This window comes from Streptomyces musisoli, assembly GCF_016741855.1.
Lineage (GTDB): Bacteria > Actinomycetota > Actinomycetes > Streptomycetales > Streptomycetaceae > Streptomyces > Streptomyces musisoli.
Genome location: NZ_JAERRH010000007.1, coordinates 340,793 through 357,389 on the forward strand (window position 1 = coordinate 340,793; position 16,597 = coordinate 357,389).

The 16,597-nt window shown below is 74.5% G+C and carries 16 protein-coding genes; 11 read left to right on the forward strand and 5 right to left on the reverse strand.

The window, feature by feature from the left end:
- Positions 1 to 153: 153 nt before the first annotated feature.
- On the reverse strand, positions 154 to 1,500 hold the full coding sequence (locus tag JK361_RS21165) for a PH domain-containing protein (RefSeq protein WP_307787291.1): 1,347 nt from the start codon (positions 1,498 to 1,500) through the stop codon (positions 154 to 156).
- A complete protein-coding gene (locus JK361_RS21170) occupies positions 1,497 to 2,000 on the reverse strand; it encodes a PH domain-containing protein (protein ID WP_201820656.1) in 504 nt (167 codons plus the stop codon). The genes JK361_RS21165 and JK361_RS21170 overlap by 4 nt, the downstream gene beginning before the upstream one ends.
- Before the next feature lie 31 nt (positions 2,001 to 2,031).
- On the opposite strand from JK361_RS21170, the gene JK361_RS21175 reads away from it, so the two are divergent.
- Entirely contained in the window at positions 2,032 to 3,183 is a 1,152-nt protein-coding gene (locus JK361_RS21175; RefSeq protein ID WP_201820658.1) for an NADH-quinone oxidoreductase subunit D, read from the forward strand.
- A gap of 54 nt (positions 3,184 to 3,237) precedes the next feature.
- Here the strand turns inward: JK361_RS21175 and JK361_RS21180 are convergent, their stop codons facing one another.
- On the reverse strand, positions 3,238 to 4,446 hold the full coding sequence (locus JK361_RS21180) for an SAM-dependent methyltransferase (protein WP_307787292.1): 1,209 nt from the start codon (positions 4,444 to 4,446) through the stop codon (positions 3,238 to 3,240).
- Between the two features lie 118 nt (positions 4,447 to 4,564).
- Between JK361_RS21180 and JK361_RS21185 the strand changes: the two genes are divergently transcribed.
- Together JK361_RS21185 and JK361_RS21190 are read left to right on the forward strand one after the other, a co-directional pair.
- Positions 4,565 to 5,770, forward strand: coding sequence for a sensor histidine kinase (locus JK361_RS21185; RefSeq protein ID WP_201820660.1), 1,206 nt, complete (start codon positions 4,565 to 4,567; stop codon positions 5,768 to 5,770).
- Positions 5,771 to 5,873: 103 nt separating this feature from the next.
- Positions 5,874 to 6,545, forward strand: coding sequence for a response regulator (locus JK361_RS21190; protein WP_201820662.1), 672 nt, complete (start codon positions 5,874 to 5,876; stop codon positions 6,543 to 6,545).
- 122 nt (positions 6,546 to 6,667) lie between these two features.
- Here the strand turns inward: JK361_RS21190 and JK361_RS21195 are convergent, their stop codons facing one another.
- Positions 6,668 to 7,774 carry a DUF5937 family protein gene (locus JK361_RS21195; protein WP_201820664.1) on the reverse strand — a complete coding sequence of 369 codons (1,107 nt, stop codon included), beginning with the start codon at positions 7,772 to 7,774 and terminating at the stop codon, positions 6,668 to 6,670.
- A gap of 194 nt (positions 7,775 to 7,968) precedes the next feature.
- On the opposite strand from JK361_RS21195, the gene JK361_RS21200 reads away from it, so the two are divergent.
- The gene (locus JK361_RS21200; RefSeq protein WP_201820666.1) at positions 7,969 to 8,178 is read left to right on the forward strand and encodes a hypothetical protein; all 210 of its coding nucleotides are present in this window, start codon (positions 7,969 to 7,971) and stop codon (positions 8,176 to 8,178) included.
- A 141-nt stretch (positions 8,179 to 8,319) separates the two neighbouring features.
- Here JK361_RS21200 and JK361_RS21205 read toward each other — a convergent pair whose 3' ends face one another.
- Positions 8,320 to 9,528, reverse strand: coding sequence for a threonine aldolase family protein (locus JK361_RS21205; RefSeq protein WP_236053288.1), 1,209 nt, complete (start codon positions 9,526 to 9,528; stop codon positions 8,320 to 8,322).
- 195 nt (positions 9,529 to 9,723) lie between these two features.
- On the opposite strand from JK361_RS21205, the gene JK361_RS21210 reads away from it, so the two are divergent.
- From JK361_RS21210 to JK361_RS21240, 7 genes are all read left to right on the forward strand, one after another.
- The gene (locus JK361_RS21210) at positions 9,724 to 10,758 is read left to right on the forward strand and encodes a Rossmann-like and DUF2520 domain-containing protein (RefSeq protein ID WP_201820668.1); all 1,035 of its coding nucleotides are present in this window, start codon (positions 9,724 to 9,726) and stop codon (positions 10,756 to 10,758) included.
- On the forward strand, positions 10,755 to 11,747 hold the full coding sequence (gene panC / locus JK361_RS21215) for a pantoate--beta-alanine ligase (protein WP_201820670.1): 993 nt from the start codon (positions 10,755 to 10,757) through the stop codon (positions 11,745 to 11,747). The genes JK361_RS21210 and panC overlap by 4 nt, the downstream gene beginning before the upstream one ends.
- Positions 11,744 to 13,441: an L-aspartate oxidase gene (locus tag JK361_RS21220; protein ID WP_201820672.1), complete on the forward strand. Its 1,698-nt coding sequence runs from the start codon at positions 11,744 to 11,746 to the stop codon at positions 13,439 to 13,441. The genes panC and JK361_RS21220 overlap by 4 nt, the downstream gene beginning before the upstream one ends.
- Positions 13,442 to 13,469: 28 nt before the next feature.
- The gene (gene nadC, locus JK361_RS21225) at positions 13,470 to 14,447 is read left to right on the forward strand and encodes a carboxylating nicotinate-nucleotide diphosphorylase (protein WP_201820674.1); all 978 of its coding nucleotides are present in this window, start codon (positions 13,470 to 13,472) and stop codon (positions 14,445 to 14,447) included.
- Positions 14,448 to 14,452: 5 nt separating this feature from the next.
- Positions 14,453 to 15,250 carry a type III pantothenate kinase gene (locus JK361_RS21230; RefSeq protein WP_201820676.1) on the forward strand — a complete coding sequence of 266 codons (798 nt, stop codon included), beginning with the start codon at positions 14,453 to 14,455 and terminating at the stop codon, positions 15,248 to 15,250.
- 158 nt (positions 15,251 to 15,408) lie between these two features.
- The gene (locus tag JK361_RS21235; RefSeq protein ID WP_201820787.1) at positions 15,409 to 16,074 is read left to right on the forward strand and encodes a hypothetical protein; all 666 of its coding nucleotides are present in this window, start codon (positions 15,409 to 15,411) and stop codon (positions 16,072 to 16,074) included.
- A 125-nt stretch (positions 16,075 to 16,199) separates the two neighbouring features.
- Entirely contained in the window at positions 16,200 to 16,376 is a 177-nt protein-coding gene (locus tag JK361_RS21240) for a hypothetical protein (protein ID WP_201820678.1), read from the forward strand.
- The last annotated feature ends 221 nt before the right edge of the window (positions 16,377 to 16,597 follow it).

Below are 16,597 nucleotides of genomic sequence, written 5' to 3' on the forward strand. Positions count from 1 at the left end.
GGTCCGGCGGTCGGCCGGTGGAGCGGGAGGGCGTCCGCCGGGTCGGTCCGGCGGGCGGATGCGGGTTCGGCCGGTGGTCGTCCGGCGGTCGCCGGTGGCCGGGTGCGCTTCCGACGTGTCGGTGTGACGTGGGGGCTCGGGTTCGTCCGGTGGTCAGTCGGTGGTCATCCAGCGGTCCGGGAGGGCGGCCCGGCGGCCCGTACGGGACCTCTCCGCCTGCTCGCCGAGGAACCGCGCGGCCTCCTCCGCGCCCCGCAGACGGGCCGTCACGGTCTTGTCGGCCCCGGTGTCCACGTGGACGTCGGCGAGCCCCCAGCGGCGCTCCCAGGGCCCCTGGGTGAGCCGTACGCTCTGCACCTTGGCGTGCGGTACCAGCGAGAGCCGGCGGCACAGCAGGCCGCTCCGCGCGGCGAACACCGTGCCGGTGACCGCGAGCCGGTGCCCGCGCCACCACACCGGCAGGCACCATCGCGCCCCGCGCGCAGCCGGGGACATCTCCGCCGGCACCGTCACATCGGGCAGCACGCGCGCGACGACCGACTCGGCGATCGCCCGCGGGGCGACCGGTATCAGCACCGAGTTGGCGGACCCGGCCACGTCCAGTTCCACCCGCACCCAGCCGGCCCGCCGCCACAGCAGCGGTTCCACGATCCGCACGGTCTGCACCCGGCCGGGCGGCACCGTCTCGTGGGTACGGTCGAGCAGCCCGTGGTCGATGCGCAGTCCGTCCGGGGACTCGCTCACCGTCCAGTCGAACTCGGCGACGAACCGGCCCACGCTGCTCGCTCCCGCCGTACCGAGCAGCGGCAGGGCGCTGACGAGGACCGTCCACACGTTCTGGGTGGTGAGCCAGAGCACCGTGGGGACGATCAGCGCGGCGCACAGCGAGCCCCAGGTGGCTCCCGTCAGCAGCAGGGAGCGTGCCAGCTCGCGCGGGGGCACGTGCACCAGTGCCCGCGCCGGTGCCTCCCCGACCTCGCGGGCCGTCTCGGGCGCGAAACCCGCCGCGCGCGCGAGCAGCTCGGCCCGCAGGGCGCGCGCCTCCCGCTCGCCCAGATAGGCCAGCTCGTCCTTGTCGTCGGCGCCGACGACGTCGATCCGCAGCCTGGCGACGCCCGCCACGCGCGCGAGGAGCGGACGGGAGACGTCCACGGCCTGCACGCGCTCCAGCCGGATGTGCGCGGTGCGCCGGAACAGCAGTCCGGTGCGTATGCGCAGTTCGGTGTCGGTGACCGCGTAGTGCGTGAACCACCACGACAGGAAGCCGTAGAGGCCGGCCGCAGGCACCAGTACCGCGAGTCCCAGCAGGAGCACCGTGTCGGTGAGCCGCGCCAGCTGTTCCTGCGCGCCGTTCGGGTCGTGCACCGCCCAGCCCGCCAGCACGGCGAGCGGCGCCCACGCCCGGCGGAAGGGGGTGACCGGGTGCAGCCGGCGCTCGGTGACGGGTGAACGCTCAGATATGCCACCCTCCGCGTCCTCCGCGCGGTCCCGCGATGTCACAGGCCCGCCGATCGTGCCTGGCCCAGCTCGGTGAGCCGGTCGCGCAGGCGTTCCGCCTCGGCCGGGTCCAGGCCGGGGATGGTCGCGTCGGTCGCGGCGGCGGCCGTGTGCAGCTGCACGGTGGCCAGCCCGAACCGCCGCTCCAGCGGCCCCGACGTCACCTCCACCAGCTGCATCCGCCCGTACGGCACCACCGTCTCCTCGCGCCACAGGACACCGCGGCTGATCAGCAGGTCGTCGGCGCGCTCGGCGTACCGCCAGGAGCGCCAGTTGCGTCCCAGCAGCCGCCAGCACCAGGCGGCGGACACCGCCGGCAGCAGCGCGCAGAGCGCCCAGGCGGGCCCCGCGAGAAGCCCCGGCAGCAGGCCCGCGGCGACCGCGAGCACCCCCGTCCACACCACCAGCAGCAGCCGGCGCACCCGCAGCAGACCGGGCCGCAGCCCCCGCCACACCGGCTGGTCCGCCGCCGCTCCGGTTCCTTCCAGGCTCCCCGTCTCCATGAGGCCAGCGTACGTAGGGGAAACTGGGGCCATGACTCCCACGACGGAGACCACGGTCGGCATCGGCGGCGCGGCGGAGAGTACCGACATGGTGCTCAACATCGGGCCTCAGCACCCCTCCACACACGGCGTCCTGCGGCTCAGGCTCGTGCTGGACGGGGAGCGCATCGTGCGCGCGGAGCCGGTGATCGGCTACATGCACCGGGGCGCCGAGAAGCTCTTCGAGGCCCGGGACTACCGGCAGATCATCGTGCTCGCCAACCGGCACGACTGGCTGTCCGCGTTCTCGAACGAGCTGGGCGTGGTCCTCGCCGTGGAGCGGATGCTCGGCATGGAGGTCCCGGAGCGGGCGGTGTGGACGCGCACCCTGCTCGCCGAGCTGAACAGGGTGCTGAACCATCTGATGTTCCTCGGCTCGTACCCGCTGGAGCTGGGCGGGATCACGCCGGTGTTCTACGCGTTCCGGGAGCGCGAGGTGCTCCAGAACGTGATGGAGGAGGTCTCCGGCGGACGCATGCACTACATGTTCAACCGCGTCGGCGGCCTCAAGGAGGACCTGCCGGCCGGCTGGACGGCACGCGCGCGTGAGGCCGTCGCCGCCGTGCGCTCGCGCATGGACGTCTTCGACGACCTGGTGCTCGGGAACGAGATCTTCCGGGGACGCACGCGGGACGTGGGCGTCCTCACTCCGCAGGCCGTGCACGCGTACGGCGTGAGCGGTCCCATCGCGCGCGCCTCCGGCGTCGACTTCGACCTGCGCCGTGACGAGCCGTACCTGGCCTACGGCGACCTCCAGGACGTCCTGAAGGTCGTGACCCGCGGCGAGGGCGACTGCCTCGCCCGCTTCGAGATACTGCTGGAGCAGACCCACAACGCCCTGGACCTGGCCGACGCCTGCCTGGACCGGCTCGCGGAGCTGCCGCCCGGCCCGATCAACCAGCGGCTGCCCAAGGTGCTGAAGGCGCCCGAGGGGCACACGTACGCGTGGACCGAGAACCCGCTCGGCATCAACGGCTACTACCTGGTCAGCAAGGGCGAGAAGACCCCGTACCGGCTGAAGCTGCGCTCGGCCTCGTACAACAACATCCAGGTGCTGACCGAGCTGCTGCCGGGGACGCTGGTGGCGGACATGGTGGCGATCCTGGGGTCGATGTTCTTCGTCGTCGGCGACATCGACAAGTAGCGACAAGCGGCCACCCGGGGCGGACCGCCGGCGTGCGGACCGGCCGGGAGTGGTTCACCGGCCGGGCGGCTCCGGGAGGTCCGTCTCCGGGCGGCCCGTCCCCGGGTGGCCCGCATCCGGGCGGCCCGTATCCGGGAGTTCCGTATCCAGGGGGTCCTCCAGCGGGTCCGGGATGCCGACCGGCTGGAGCAGCCAGCCGAAGTCGCCGAGACCGCCCGTTGCCCTGAGTTCGGTGGCCTCCCCGGCGCTCGCCAGGGCGCGTACGTAGGCGGAGGGATCCGTGGAGGCCAGCGCCAGCGGGGGGCGTGCGCCGGTGAGGTCGAGGGCGCGCAATGCGGCGCGTTGCGTGAGCAGCCGCGCACCGGAAAGCTCGCGCGCCGATGCGCCGGCACCCTGCGCCGTGTCCGACGGCGCGCTGGAGGAAGCGCGCGCCGGAGCGGAGGGCGTACGCGACATGCCGGGGGCTGCCGCGCACGCGTCCAGTGCCACGTGTGCCGTGATGTCGCACGAGCCGTCCGGCACGGGCGCCGTCTCGCGGCCCTCCCGGAAGCCGGTGAGCGTCCCGAACGGCGGGCGCGTCTCGACGGTGTGCGCGTAGTCCACGGCCACCGCGAGCCCCCGCACCACCCGGTCCACGGCCGCCGCCCAGGCCCGGTCCCGGGGCAGCCCGATCTCCGCCCGCAGTCCCTCCTCGGCGGGCAGCGGCCACCAGTGGGCGAGCCAGCCGGCCTCCGCGCCCGTCACGGGCTCCCCGAGCCGCTCGGAGCCGTCCTCCGTGACGAGCACCAGCCGGGGCACGCCCGCGGAGTCCACCTCGACGACGTCCACGGGGACGTTGTCGAGCCACTCGTTGGCGAACAGCAGGCCGGTGACCGTGTCCGGGAGTTCGCTCAGCCAGGTGATCCGCTCGTCCAGGCCGGCCGGGCGGCCGGCGATCTCGACGGCGTACGCACGCGCGCGTGCGGCCACGTCGGACGGCAGGGCGGCGAGCACCCCGGCGACCAGCTCGCCCCGCCCGGCGCCCATGTCGACGAAGTCCAGCACCGCGGGCCGTCCGAGAGCCGCGTCGACCCGGCACAGCAGCCGGGCCACGGCCCGCGCGAACAGCGGGGAGGCGTGCACGGACGTGCGGAAGTGACCGGCCGGGCCCTCCGGGCGGCGGTAGAAGCCGCCGGGCCCGTACAGCGCCGCCTCGGCCGCCGCGCGCCAGCCCCGGGGGCCGGAATTCCCGCGGAAGTCCTCCACTGTCGTCTCACCCGTCACCGGGACAGACTAGGCGCACAGATGATCACTGCCTCCACCTTGGGGAGTACGCGCGCCGGGCGCGGATCGGCCCTTCGGTTGACCCCCGCACGCATCCCGTTTCCATACTCTGGGTTACGTGCAGCGCCTCTACGACTTCCTCCGCCGCCACCCGATGTGGGTCGACGCCTTCTGGGCCGTCGCCCTGTTCGGGGTGTCCGGGCTGAGCGTGGTCTCTCTCGACGGGGTGCGAGGTCACCATGGGACGGTCGCCGAGGGGATCGTCGTGTCCGTCGCCCTGTGCGTCGTCGTGGCGCTGCGCCGCCGTTTCCCCGAGCCGATGCTGCTGCTCGCCCTCGCGACCGGACTGGCCCAGCTGGTCCTGGACGTCGAGACGACCGCCGCCGACTTCGCCATGCTGGTGATCACCTACACGGTGGCGGCGATAGGCGCGCGCTGGTCCTCCCGGCTCGCCCTCGCCGTCAGTCTCTGCGCGGCCGCCGTGGCCCAGATCCGCTGGCCGGCCGAGCACAGCAGCTTCGCCGGGCAGATCGCGATAGCGGTCTTCCAGACGGTGCCCTTCGCCCTCGCCTGGGTGCTCGGTGACTCCATGCGCACCCGGCGCGCCTACTTCGCCCAGCTGGAGGAGCGCGCGGCCCGCCTGGAGAAGGAGCGCGAGGCGCAGTCGAAGGTCGCGGTGGCCGCCGAACGCGCCCGGATCGCTCGTGAGCTGCACGACGTCGTCGCGCACAACGTGTCGGTGATGGTGGTGCAGGCCGACGGCGCCGCCTACGTCATGGACGCCGCCCCCGACCAGGCGAAGAAGGCCCTGGAGACGATCTCCTCCACCGGCCGTCAGGCCCTCGCCGAGATGCGCCGCCTGCTGGGCGTGCTGCGCACCGGCGAGCACCAGGAGGGCGGGGAGTACGTCCCGCAGCCCGACGTCGAGCAGATCGACGATCTCGTGGAGCAGTGCCGCACCTCCGGTCTCCCGGTCGACTTCAAGGTGGAGGGCACCCCGCGTCCGCTGCCCAGCGGAGTGGAGCTGACCGCGTACCGGATCGTGCAGGAGGCGCTCACCAACACCCGCAAGCACGGGGGGCCCAACGCGGGCGCGAGCGTCCGGCTGGTCTACTTCGACGACGGTCTCGGCCTGCTGGTCGAGGACGACGGCAAGGGCGCGCCGCACGAGCTGTACGAGGAGGGCGGCGCCGACGGGCAGGGACACGGGCTGATCGGCATGCGTGAGCGGGTCGGCATGGTCGGCGGCACCCTGGACGCCGGCCCGCGCCCGGGCGGAGGATTCCGCATCAGCGCCCTGCTCCCGCTCAAGGCGGCGCACTGACCCGCGACACGCCCCCTGTTGACCCCGCACCACCCTCGCCGACGGCGGCCGGAGACGGCGCACGGCGGCGGGGACGGCAACCGAAGACACGGAAGAGGACCCGATGACGATCCGCGTGATGCTCGTCGACGACCAGGTGCTGCTGCGCACCGGATTCCGGATGGTGCTCGCCGCCCAGCCGGACATGGAGGTCGTCGCGGAGGCGGGCGACGGCGTGGAGGCCCTCCAGGTACTGCGGTCCACCGCCGTCGACGTCATCCTGATGGACGTCCGTATGCCGAAGCTGGACGGCGTGGAGACCACCCGGCGGATCTGCGCGGAGCCGGACGCGCCGAAGGTGCTCATCCTCACCACGTTCGACCTGGACGAGTACGCCTTCTCCGGGCTGAAGGCGGGCGCCTCCGGCTTCATGCTCAAGGACGTGCCGCCCGGCGAGCTGCTGACGGCGATCCGCGCCGTGCACAGCGGTGACGCGGTCGTCGCGCCCTCCACCACCCGGCGCCTGCTGGACCGTTTCGCGCCGATGCTGCCCTCCGCCGGCAAGGAGCCCCAGCACAAGGAGCTGGAGCGGCTCACCGAGCGGGAGCGCGAGGTGATGGTGCTGGTGGCGCAGGGCCTGTCCAACGGCGAGATCGCGGCCCGGCTGGTGCTGAGCGAGGCGACGGTGAAGACCCACGTGGGCCGCATCCTGACCAAGCTGGGCCTGCGCGACCGGGTGCAGGTGGTCGTGCTGGCGTACGAGACGGGACTGGTACGCGCGGGCGGCCACGGCTGAACGGTGGCGCACCACGGGCCGGCCGCGCGTCGTGGCGGGCCACGGGCCGGCCGCCGGCGTCGGCGCGCCACGGCTGACCGCGGGTGGCGGCGGATCACGGCCTGCCGCGGGCGGTGGCGCCGCTAGCGGAGGATCCCCTCCAGGAAGTCGCTGCCCAGCCGTGCGACGACGGTGACGTCCAGCTGGTGCAGCACGTACCGGCCGCGGCGGCGGGTGGAGACCAGGCCCGCCTTCTTCAGGACGCCCAGGTGCCGGGATATCTCGGGGGCCGTCATCGCGTGGAACTGCGCCAGTTCGCTGGTGGTGTAGGCGCTGCGGGCCAGGTGGCGGCAGAGCCGCATCCGCACGGGGTGGGACAGGGCGCTCATCCGCAGCGCGAGCTGTTCCACGGAGGGCGGGGCCGCCATTTCGGGTGAGCCGACCGGGTAGTGCAGCACCGGCTGCCAGCCGTACCGGTGCAGGACGCTCAGGTGCGGCCAGCCCAGGCTCGTCGGGACGAGGAGAAGGCCGCCGTCCGCCGTGGCGGAGTGGCAGCTGCCCAGCTTGTCGACCGTGATCGTGGCGGCGTCCTCGTCGAGCGTCACGGTGGGCGACACCGCCGCCAGCGCCTCGGCAAGGCCCCGGCGCAGCAGGAGGTCCGTCTTGTGGCGGGCGTCCGCCGCGAGCTGGTGCCGCAGCCACGCCCAGGCCTCCGCGAAGAACGCCTCGTCGCAGTCCTGCACGAACTGCCGCACCCAGGCCCGGATCCGTGGTGGGTCGGCCAGCAGCCGCTCGGCGAACCGCACCTGCCGGGGCCCGCGCGAGGCGGCCAGCTCCAGCGCCCGGCGGCGCACGTCGGCGTCGGAGAGCGCGGAGGGGCCCTGCGCGCCGTACGGCAGCGCGCAGGTGAACTCCATCGCGGCGTCCACGAACTGCTCGTCCGTCAGCTTGTCCAGCAGGTCCAGGTCCTCGGCGAGGGTGGCGCCGGGCAGCGTGCTGCGGCCCGCGACGCCCGCGAACGGCAGGAACAGGTCGGAGAAGGTCGAGCGCCAGAGGAAGTCCGCCTCGCACATCCGGTCGGCCAGATGCGTGTCCAGCCGGGCCGTCACGCCGGTCACCCAGCCCTGGAGGCCGGGATGATGCCCCGGCTCCGACAGCGCGTGCAGCGCCATGCCCAGCTCGGCCAGGGGCGAGGTGACGGCGGCGATCCGCTCCGGACGCAGCCCCGCGATGTCGATGCGCACGCTCATGCCCCCATGGTGCCCGCCGCCACCGACAGCCAGGTCGTCGATTGACGGCGGACGTCAATCGACGCGACGTCCGCAGGCCGGGCGGCGCACCCTGGAGCACCGGGGCAGCCGCGGAGCACGATCACTCACCGACCGGTCGCCGACAGTCGACGACCAGTCAGCGACCATTCGACGTACCGAGAAGGCGGTCCGCCATGAGCATCACCCAGCAGTACCTCCTCGACAGCCACCGCGCCCGTCTGCACGGCGAGCCGGAGCCGCCCGCGCCGGGCCGCCACGACGTGGACCTGGTCCGGGAGCTGCGCGACTACCGGCGCTTTCGTGCGGTCGTCGCGGAGCGCCCGGCGCACGGACGCCTCCGGCACGCCCTCGCACGCTGGCTGCGCCCCCGCGCACTCGGCTGAGCCGCGCCCCCAGGCCACCCGGCCGGGCCGCCCGCCCTGCGCGCGGGGCTGCGCCCGCCCCGAGCGTTCGGCCATGCCCGCCCCTGCGCCCTCGACTGTCCGTCCTGCGCGCCGGGGCTGTGCCCGCCCCGGCGCGCTCGGCTACGGCCGCTCCGGCAGCCGGTCCACGAAGTCCCGCACGGCCGCGCGGACATCGTCCGCCGTCCACTCCAGGCCGGCGGACCGGACGACGACCTCCGTGCACGCCAGGCCGGGGCCCGCGGCGTCCCAGGCGTTCGCGAAGAGCAGCACCGAGGTCTCCTCGCCCTGGCGCACGGCCGCCTCGGCCGCCACCTCGGGCTCGTACGGCAGCCAGACCTGGAACTCGTGGGTGTGCGGCGCCTCGGGATGCACGCGGGCCCAGGGCACCCCGGCCGCCGCGAAGCCCTCGCGCAGCGCCTCGGCCACCACGCGCGCGTGCCGTACGTACTCCGGCAGCCGGGGCAGCTCGCGGTCCAGGCCGACGAGCGCGGACAGCGCGGTCGGGAACTGCTGGAAGACCATGCCGCCGTACCGGTGCCGCCAGGTCTTCGCCTCCTCGATCAGCGTCCCCGGTCCGGCGAGCACGGCGCCGCCGAAGCCGCCGACGGACTTGTAGAGCGACACGTAGACGCTGTCGGCCAGGCCCGCGATCTCCTCGAGGGAGCGCCCGAAATGCTCCGTGCACTCCCACAGGCGCGCGCCGTCGAAGTGCACCACCGCGTCCCGCTCCCGCGCCGCGTCGACGGCCTCGGTCAGCTCCTCCCAGGTGGGCAGCACGAAACCGGCGTCCCGGAGCGGAAGCTCCAGCATCAGCGCCCCGAAGGGCTCCTCGAGGCCGCGTATCTCGGCCGCCGTGGGCAGCCGGTTCCCGCCGCCCACCCTGACCGGACGAAGACCACTGACCTGGCTGAACGCATTCCGCTCGTGCACCTCCGGGTGGGCCAGCGGGTGCAGGGCCACCGTCGGGTCGCCGGTGCGGGCCGCCCAGCAGCGCAGGGCCACCTGCTGGGCCATGGTGCCCGTGGGGAAGAACGCGGCGGCCTCCGTGCCGAGCAGGGCGGCGACCCGCTCCTCCAGGGCGGCCACGATCCGGTTGCCGTACACGTCGGCCGGCTCGTCCAGGTCGTACGCCTCGGGCGCCGCGTCCATCAGGTGCGTGAGCCGGTCGCGGATGGTGCTGCCCCAGTCCGCGCGGGACAGCGTGCGGCGCGCCTGCCGCTGGGCCGCCATGCGCCGGTCCCGCAACCGCTCCCGTGCCGATCGTTCCGCCTCCTGCCCGGTCTCCGGCCCGTTGTCCTGCCCGCTGTCCCGTACGGCTGTCTCAGTCATGCCGTGGATCATGCCGTGCGGGCCGGGCGGGGGCACCGGGAATTTCGGTGCGGCGGCCCGGCCCCGCAGCGGTGGGCGGACGTGGGGTAACCCACAGCCTGTGGACAACCGGTCGGCTCCGGAACGAGATAGCGTTAACATGACGAGAAATCGTCCGGTACCCAAAGCGGACTGGAACGGGAAGGCCGCCGTCGCGTGAGTACAGTCCACCAGCCAGACCTCAAGGACCGCCCCGCGCGGCTCACCGTCGGCGTCGTCGGCGCCGGCCGGGTGGGCCCCGCGCTCGCCGCGTCCCTCCAGCTCGCCGGGCACCGCCCGGTGGCCGTGTCCGGAGTCTCCGACGCCTCCCGCAGACGCGCCGAGGCCATGCTGCCGGGCGTTCCCCTGGTGCCGCCCGCCGAGGTCCTCCAGCGCGCCGACCTGGTGCTGCTCACGGTGCCCGACGACGTCCTGCCCGGCCTGGTCACCGGCCTCGCCGAGACCGGTGCGGTACGACCGGGACAGCTGCTCGTGCACACCTCCGGCCGGTACGGCGCGCGGGTCCTCGACCCGGCCCTGCGCGCGGGCGCGCTGCCGCTGGCCCTGCACCCGGCGATGACCTTCACCGGCACGCCCGTGGACGTCCAGCGCCTCGCGGGCTGCTCGTTCGGCGTCACCGCGCCCGAGGAGCTGCGGCTGGCCGCCGAGGCCCTGGTGATCGAGATGGGCGGCGAGCCGGAGTGGATCAGCGAGCAGAACCGCCCGCTGTACCACGCGGCCCTCGCCCTCGGCGCCAACCACCTGGTGACCCTGGTCGCCCAGTCCATGGAGCTGCTGCGCGCGGCCGGTGTGGGGGCCCCCGACCGGATGCTCGGCCCGCTGCTCGGCGCCGCCCTGGACAACGCGCTGCGCTCCGGCGACGCCGCCCTGACCGGGCCGGTCGCGCGCGGCGACGCCGGCACGGTCGCCGCGCACGTCACGGAGCTGCGCAAGCACGCCCCGCAGACCGTGGCGGGCTATCTGGCGATGGCCCGCGCGACCGCCGACCGCGCGCTCGCCCACGGCCTGCTGAAGCCGGAACTCGCCGAGGACCTCCTCGGGGTACTCGCCGACGGAAGCCGCGGCGGCGGAACCGGCGGCACGAGCGGCACCGGTGGCACTGACGGCACCGACGGCCGGAACGGTTCGACCGGCACCGACGGCACTGACGGCCCGAACGGTACGACCGGCACCGAGGGGAACGACCGATGACCACCGCCCTGCTGAGCACCGCCGAAGAGCTGCACGCGCGCGTGCGCCACGGCCGCCGCGCCGTCGTGATGACCATGGGTGCCCTGCACGAGGGCCACGCCACCCTCATCCGCGCCGCGCGCGAGCTCGCCGGTACGGACGGCGAGGTCGTCGTCACGATCTTCGTCAACCCCCTGCAGTTCGGCGCGGGCGAGGACCTGGACCGCTACCCGCGCACCCTGGACGCCGATCTGAAGCTCGCCGGGCAGGCGGGCGCGGACGCCGTCTTCGCGCCCTCCGTGGACGAGGTGTACCCGGGCGGCGAACCCCAGGTGCGCCTCTCCGCCGGACCCATGGGCGAGCGCCTGGAGGGCGCCTCGCGGCCCGGCCACTTCGACGGCATGCTCACCGTCGTCGCCAAGCTGCTGCACCTCACCAGCCCCGACGCCGCCCTGTTCGGGCAGAAGGACGCCCAGCAGCTGGCCCTGATCCGGCGCATGGTGCGGGACCTGAACTTCGGCGTCGAGATCGTCGCCGTGCCGACCGTGCGCGAGGAGGACGGGCTCGCCCTGTCCAGCCGCAACCGCTACCTCTCGCCCGAGGAGCGCCGGACCGCGCTCACGCTGTCCCGCGCGCTGTTCGCCGGCCGGGACCGGCACGCCGCGCAGGAGGCGCTGCGCGCCCGGGCCCGGGAAGTGCCCTCCACGCACGCGCGTGCCGAGGCGCTGAGTGCCATAGGGGAGTCCCGCGCGGCCGCCGACGCGCACGCGGTGGCCACCGCCGCGCCCGGCGGCCCGGCGGCCGTCCGCGCCGCCGCCCGCCAGGTCCTGGACGAGGCCCTCCGCCTCGACCCGCCGCTGCGGCTGGACTACCTCGCACTGGTCGACCCCGCCGACTTCACCGAGATCGGCGCCGACTTCACCGGCGAGGCCGTCCTCGCCGTCGCCGCCCGGGTCGGCGCGACCCGGCTGATCGACAATCTTCCTCTCACCTTCGGAGCCGCCTCGTGACCAGCACAGGCATACGACTGCACGCACCCGAGCCCGGGTGGAACATCTCGGCGGACGTGGTCGTCGTCGGCTCCGGAGTGGCGGGCCTGACCGCCGCGCTGCGCTGCGAGGCCGCCGGGCTGCGGACCGTCGTCGTCACCAAGGCCCGCCTCGACGACGGCTCCACGCGCTGGGCGCAGGGCGGCATCGCCGCCGCCCTCGGCGAGGGCGACACCCCCGAGCAGCACCTGGACGACACCCTGGTGGCCGGCGCCGGCCTGTGCGACGAGGAGGCCGTACGGCTCCTCGTCACCGAGGGCCCCGACGCCGTACGGCGGTTGATGTCCACCGGCGCCCACTTCGACACCGACGACGAGGGCGGTATCCAGCTCACCCGCGAGGGCGGCCACCACCGGCGCCGGATCGTGCACGCGGGCGGCGACGCGACCGGCGCGGAGGTCTCCCGGGCGCTCGTGGAGGCCGTACGCGCGCGCGGGCTGCGCACCATCGAGAACGCGCTCGTGCTGGACCTGCTCACCGACGCCGACGGCCGTACGGCCGGTGTCTCGCTGCACGTGATGGGTGAGGGCCAGCACGACGGCGTGGGTGCCGTGCACGCCCCCGCGGTGGTGCTCGCGACCGGCGGCATGGGCCAGGTGTTCTCGGCGACCACCAACCCGTCCGTGTCGACCGGCGACGGCGTGGCCCTGGCGCTGCGCGCGGGCGCCGAGGTCAGCGACCTGGAGTTCGTGCAGTTCCACCCGACCGTGCTGTTCCTCGGCGCGGACGCCGAGGGCCAGCAGCCGCTCGTCTCCGAGGCGGTGCGCGGCGAGGGCGCGTACCTGGTCGACGGGGACGGCGTGCGCTTCATGGTGGGCCAGCACGAACTGGCCGAGCTGGCGCCCCGCGACATCGTCGCCAAGGGCATCCTGCGGCGGATGCTGGAGCAGGGCGCCGAGCACATGTACCTCGACGCCCGGCACTTCGGCGCCGACATGTGGGAGCACCGGTTCCCGACCATCCTGGCCGCCTGCCGGGCCAACGGCATCGACCCGGTCACCGAGCCCATCCCGATCGCCCCGGCCGCGCACCATGCCTCCGGCGGCGTCCGCACCGACGCGCAGGGGCGTACGACGGTCCCGGGCCTGTACGCGTGCGGCGAGGTCGCCTGCACAGGTGTGCACGGCGCCAACCGGCTCGCCTCCAACTCCCTCCTCGAAGGCCTCGTCTACGCGGAGCGGATCGCCGCCGCCGTCGTCGCGGCCCGCGCGGAGGACGGCCTCCACGCGCGCGTGCCCGCACCGGTCCCGCACCCCGAGACGCCCGCGCACCCCCTGCTGGCCCCCGAGTCCCGCTTCGCCGTCCAGCGGATCATGACCGAGGGCGCCGGCGTGCTGCGCTCGGAGGAGACCCTCGCCAAGGCCGCCGAGCAGCTCCAGCGGCTGCACACCGAGGCCCGTGACGCCCTGGACGAGAACGGCAAGACCGCCGAGCCCGGCGTCGACACCTGGGAGGCCACCAACCTCCTGTGCGTGGCCCGCGTCCTGGTCGCCGCCGCCCGGCTGCGCGAGGAGACCCGCGGCTGCCACTGGCGGGAGGACCGTGCCGGTCGCGACGACGACACCTGGCGGCGCCACATCGTCGTACGGCTCAATCCGGACCGGTCGCTGGCCGTACGCACCACGGACACCGCAGACTTCCCCCCTACCCGGTAACACCCAGCGCCCAGGAGCAGTGACGAACGTGAGCACCGACGACCTTCCTCTCGCCCCCACCGGCGGCTGCGGCGACGGCTGCGCCTGCGGCGCGGAGGGTGACGAGGAGTACCTCGAGTGCGGGCTCGACCCCGCGCTCGCCGAGCTGCTGGCCGCTGCCGGACTCGACCCCGTCGAGGTCGAGGACGTCGCCAACGTCGCCATCCAGGAGGACCTGGACGGCGGCGTGGACGTGACGACGGTCTCGACCATCCCCGAGGACGCCGTCGCCACCGGTGACTTCACCGCGCGCGAGGGCGGCGTCGTGGCCGGCCTGCGGGTCGCCGAGGCCGTGCTCTCCGTGGTCTGCACGGACGAGTTCGAGGTCGAGCGGCACGTGGAGGACGGCGACCGGATCGAGGCCGGGCAGAAGCTGCTGTCGGTCACCACGCGCACGCGTGACCTGCTCACCGCCGAGCGCAGCGCGCTGAACCTCCTGTGCCGCCTGTCCGGTATCGCGTCCGCCACGCGCGCGTGGGCCGACACCCTGGAGGGCACCAAGACGAAGGTCCGCGACACCCGCAAGACGACCCCGGGTATGCGCTCGCTGGAGAAGTTCGCCGTCCGCTGCGGCGGGGGCGTCAACCACCGCATGTCGCTGTCCGACGCGGCCCTGGTGAAGGACAACCACGTGGTGGCCGCCGGCGGCGTCGCGCAGGCGTTCAAGGCCGTACGCGAGGCCTTCCCGGAGGTGCCGATCGAGGTCGAGGTCGACACCCTGCACCAGCTGCGCGAGGTCGTGGACGCCGGCGCCGACCTGATCCTGCTGGACAACTTCACGCCCGGCGAGTGCGAGGAGGCCGTCGGCATCGTCGGCGGGCGGGCGCTGCTGGAGGCGTCCGGGCGGCTGACGCTCGCCACCGCGCGCGCGTACGCGGACACGGGCGTGGACTTCCTGGCCGTCGGCGCGCTCACCCACTCCTCGCCGATCCTGGACATCGGCCTGGACCTGCGCGAGGCGGAGTAACGAACATGCTCCTCACGATCGACGTCGGCAACACGCACACCGTCCTCGGCCTGTTCGACGGCGAGGACATCGTCGAGCACTGGCGCATCTCCACGGACGCGCGGCGCACGGCCGACGAGCTGGCGGTGCTGCTCCAGGGCCTGATGGGCATGCACCCGCTGCTCGGCGAGGAGCTGGGCGACGGCATCGACGGCATCGCCATCTGCGCGACCGTCCCGTCGGTGCTGCACGAGCTGCGCGAGGTCACCCGGCGCTACTACGGCGACGTACCCGCCGTCCTCGTGGAGCCGGGCGTGAAGACGGGCGTGCCGATCCTCACCGACAACCCCAAGGAGGTCGGCGCGGACCGGATCATCAACGCGGTCGCGGCCGTCGACCTGTACGGCGGTCCGGCGATCGTCGTGGACTTCGGCACGGCGACCACGTTCGACGCGGTCTCCGCGCGCGGGGAGTACGTCGGCGGGGTGATCGCGCCCGGTATCGAGATCTCCGTGGAGGCGCTCGGCGTCAAGGGCGCGCAGCTGCGCAAGATCGAGGTGGCCCGGCCGCGCAGCGTGATCGGCAAGAACACGGTCGAGGCCATGCAGGCGGGCATCGTGTACGGCTTCGCCGGGCAGGTCGACGGGGTGGTGAGCCGGATGGCGCGGGAGCTGGCCGACGATCCGGACGACGTGACGGTGATCGCCACGGGCGGGCTGGCGCCGATGGTGCTGGGCGAGTCCTCGGTGATCGACGAGCACCAGCCGTGGCTGACGCTGGTCGGGCTGCGTCTGGTGTACGAGCGGAACGTGTCACGGCTGTGAGGCGAGGCCGGCGCCCGCGCGGGCGCCGGCCTCGCCGGTGACCCCGGACGAGGGAACCCCCGGAGCGACACGCACCGAAATAACATCCCGATCCGTCACTTTTGTCCGATTAGCGATAGCGTCGCCGCATGCCCACGCCATACGGATCCCGCGGCGGCATGGCGTTCGGCGCGGAGGAGCTGCGTGTGCTCCGCCGCGCCCTCGCCCTCGCCCTCCACCCCGGCCACGTCTCCGCCGAGGACGTGCAGGACTGCTACCGGCTCGCCGAGTCGCTCGACGAGGCGATGCGCGAGGGCGCCAGGCTGCGCGCCTTCCTGGTGGCCGACCTGGCCCGGTACCGGGCCGCCCTGCCGGGCACCGCCGCCGGTTACCTGGCCCTGCTGGAGGAGGCGCTCGGCGCCGGGCACCGGCCCGTGCCGGACGACCTCGCCGCGCTCCGGGCGCTGCGCGGGAACCCCGCGGCGGCGGCACTGCTGGACCGCTGCCGGGAGCTGGCCGAGCAGGACGTACGGGCACGGTTCGCGCAGGGGGCGCGCAAGGTGCCGGCGCCGGCCGTGCCGCCCGCGCGGACGCGCCTGCTGGCCCTTGCGGGCGGCGCGGGGGAGTTCGGGGTCCGGCAGGAGGACGGGCAGGCCGAGGAGCCGCAGAAGCCCCCGCGGAAGCCCGCGCCGAAGCCCGCGCCGGGGCCGTCGGAGCGGCCCGCGCCGGGGCCGGACGAGCCGGAGCCGGCCGAGCCGAAGCGGCCCATCCCGACGCCGGGGGAGGTCTTCCCGCGCCGCAAGCCGGCACCGCCCACGGAATCCCGCCAACTGGCCGCGGGCTGAGAGCCGCCACCCGCCACCCGCCCCCGGCCCCAGCCGCTCCACCCGCCTCGCCCGTGCGATTCGCGGGTGGGGTGGTTCGTGTACCCCGCCCCTTTCGCCCCTTCCCCCGTGGATACTCTGGAGGCATGGACTACGTCTCCGCGCTCGTGCCCCCGGTCGTCATGGCCGTGTTCTTCATCGGTGTGGTCAGGGTGATCGTGAAGACCCAGGGCGGGGCCGCCAAGGCCAGGGAGGACGCGGCCGTCGACGCCGCTCTTGCGCGCGTGGAGGGCCCTCGCAAGGCCCCCGCCGCCGACGCCTGAGCAGCCCTCTTCCGCGGCCCTGGCGAGCCCTCGGCCGCCCCCGGCCACTCCTCGGCCGTCCCGGCCGCCCAGCCCGGTCTCCAGGCCGCCCAGCCCGGACTCCAGGTCGTCCAGCCCGGTTTCCAGGCCGCCCAGCCCGGACTCCCGGGCGGTCGGAGCGGTCTGCCGGCGTCCTGTCGGCCGCCCCGCAGGCCCCCTCGGCGGTCCCGGCCGCTCTCTCG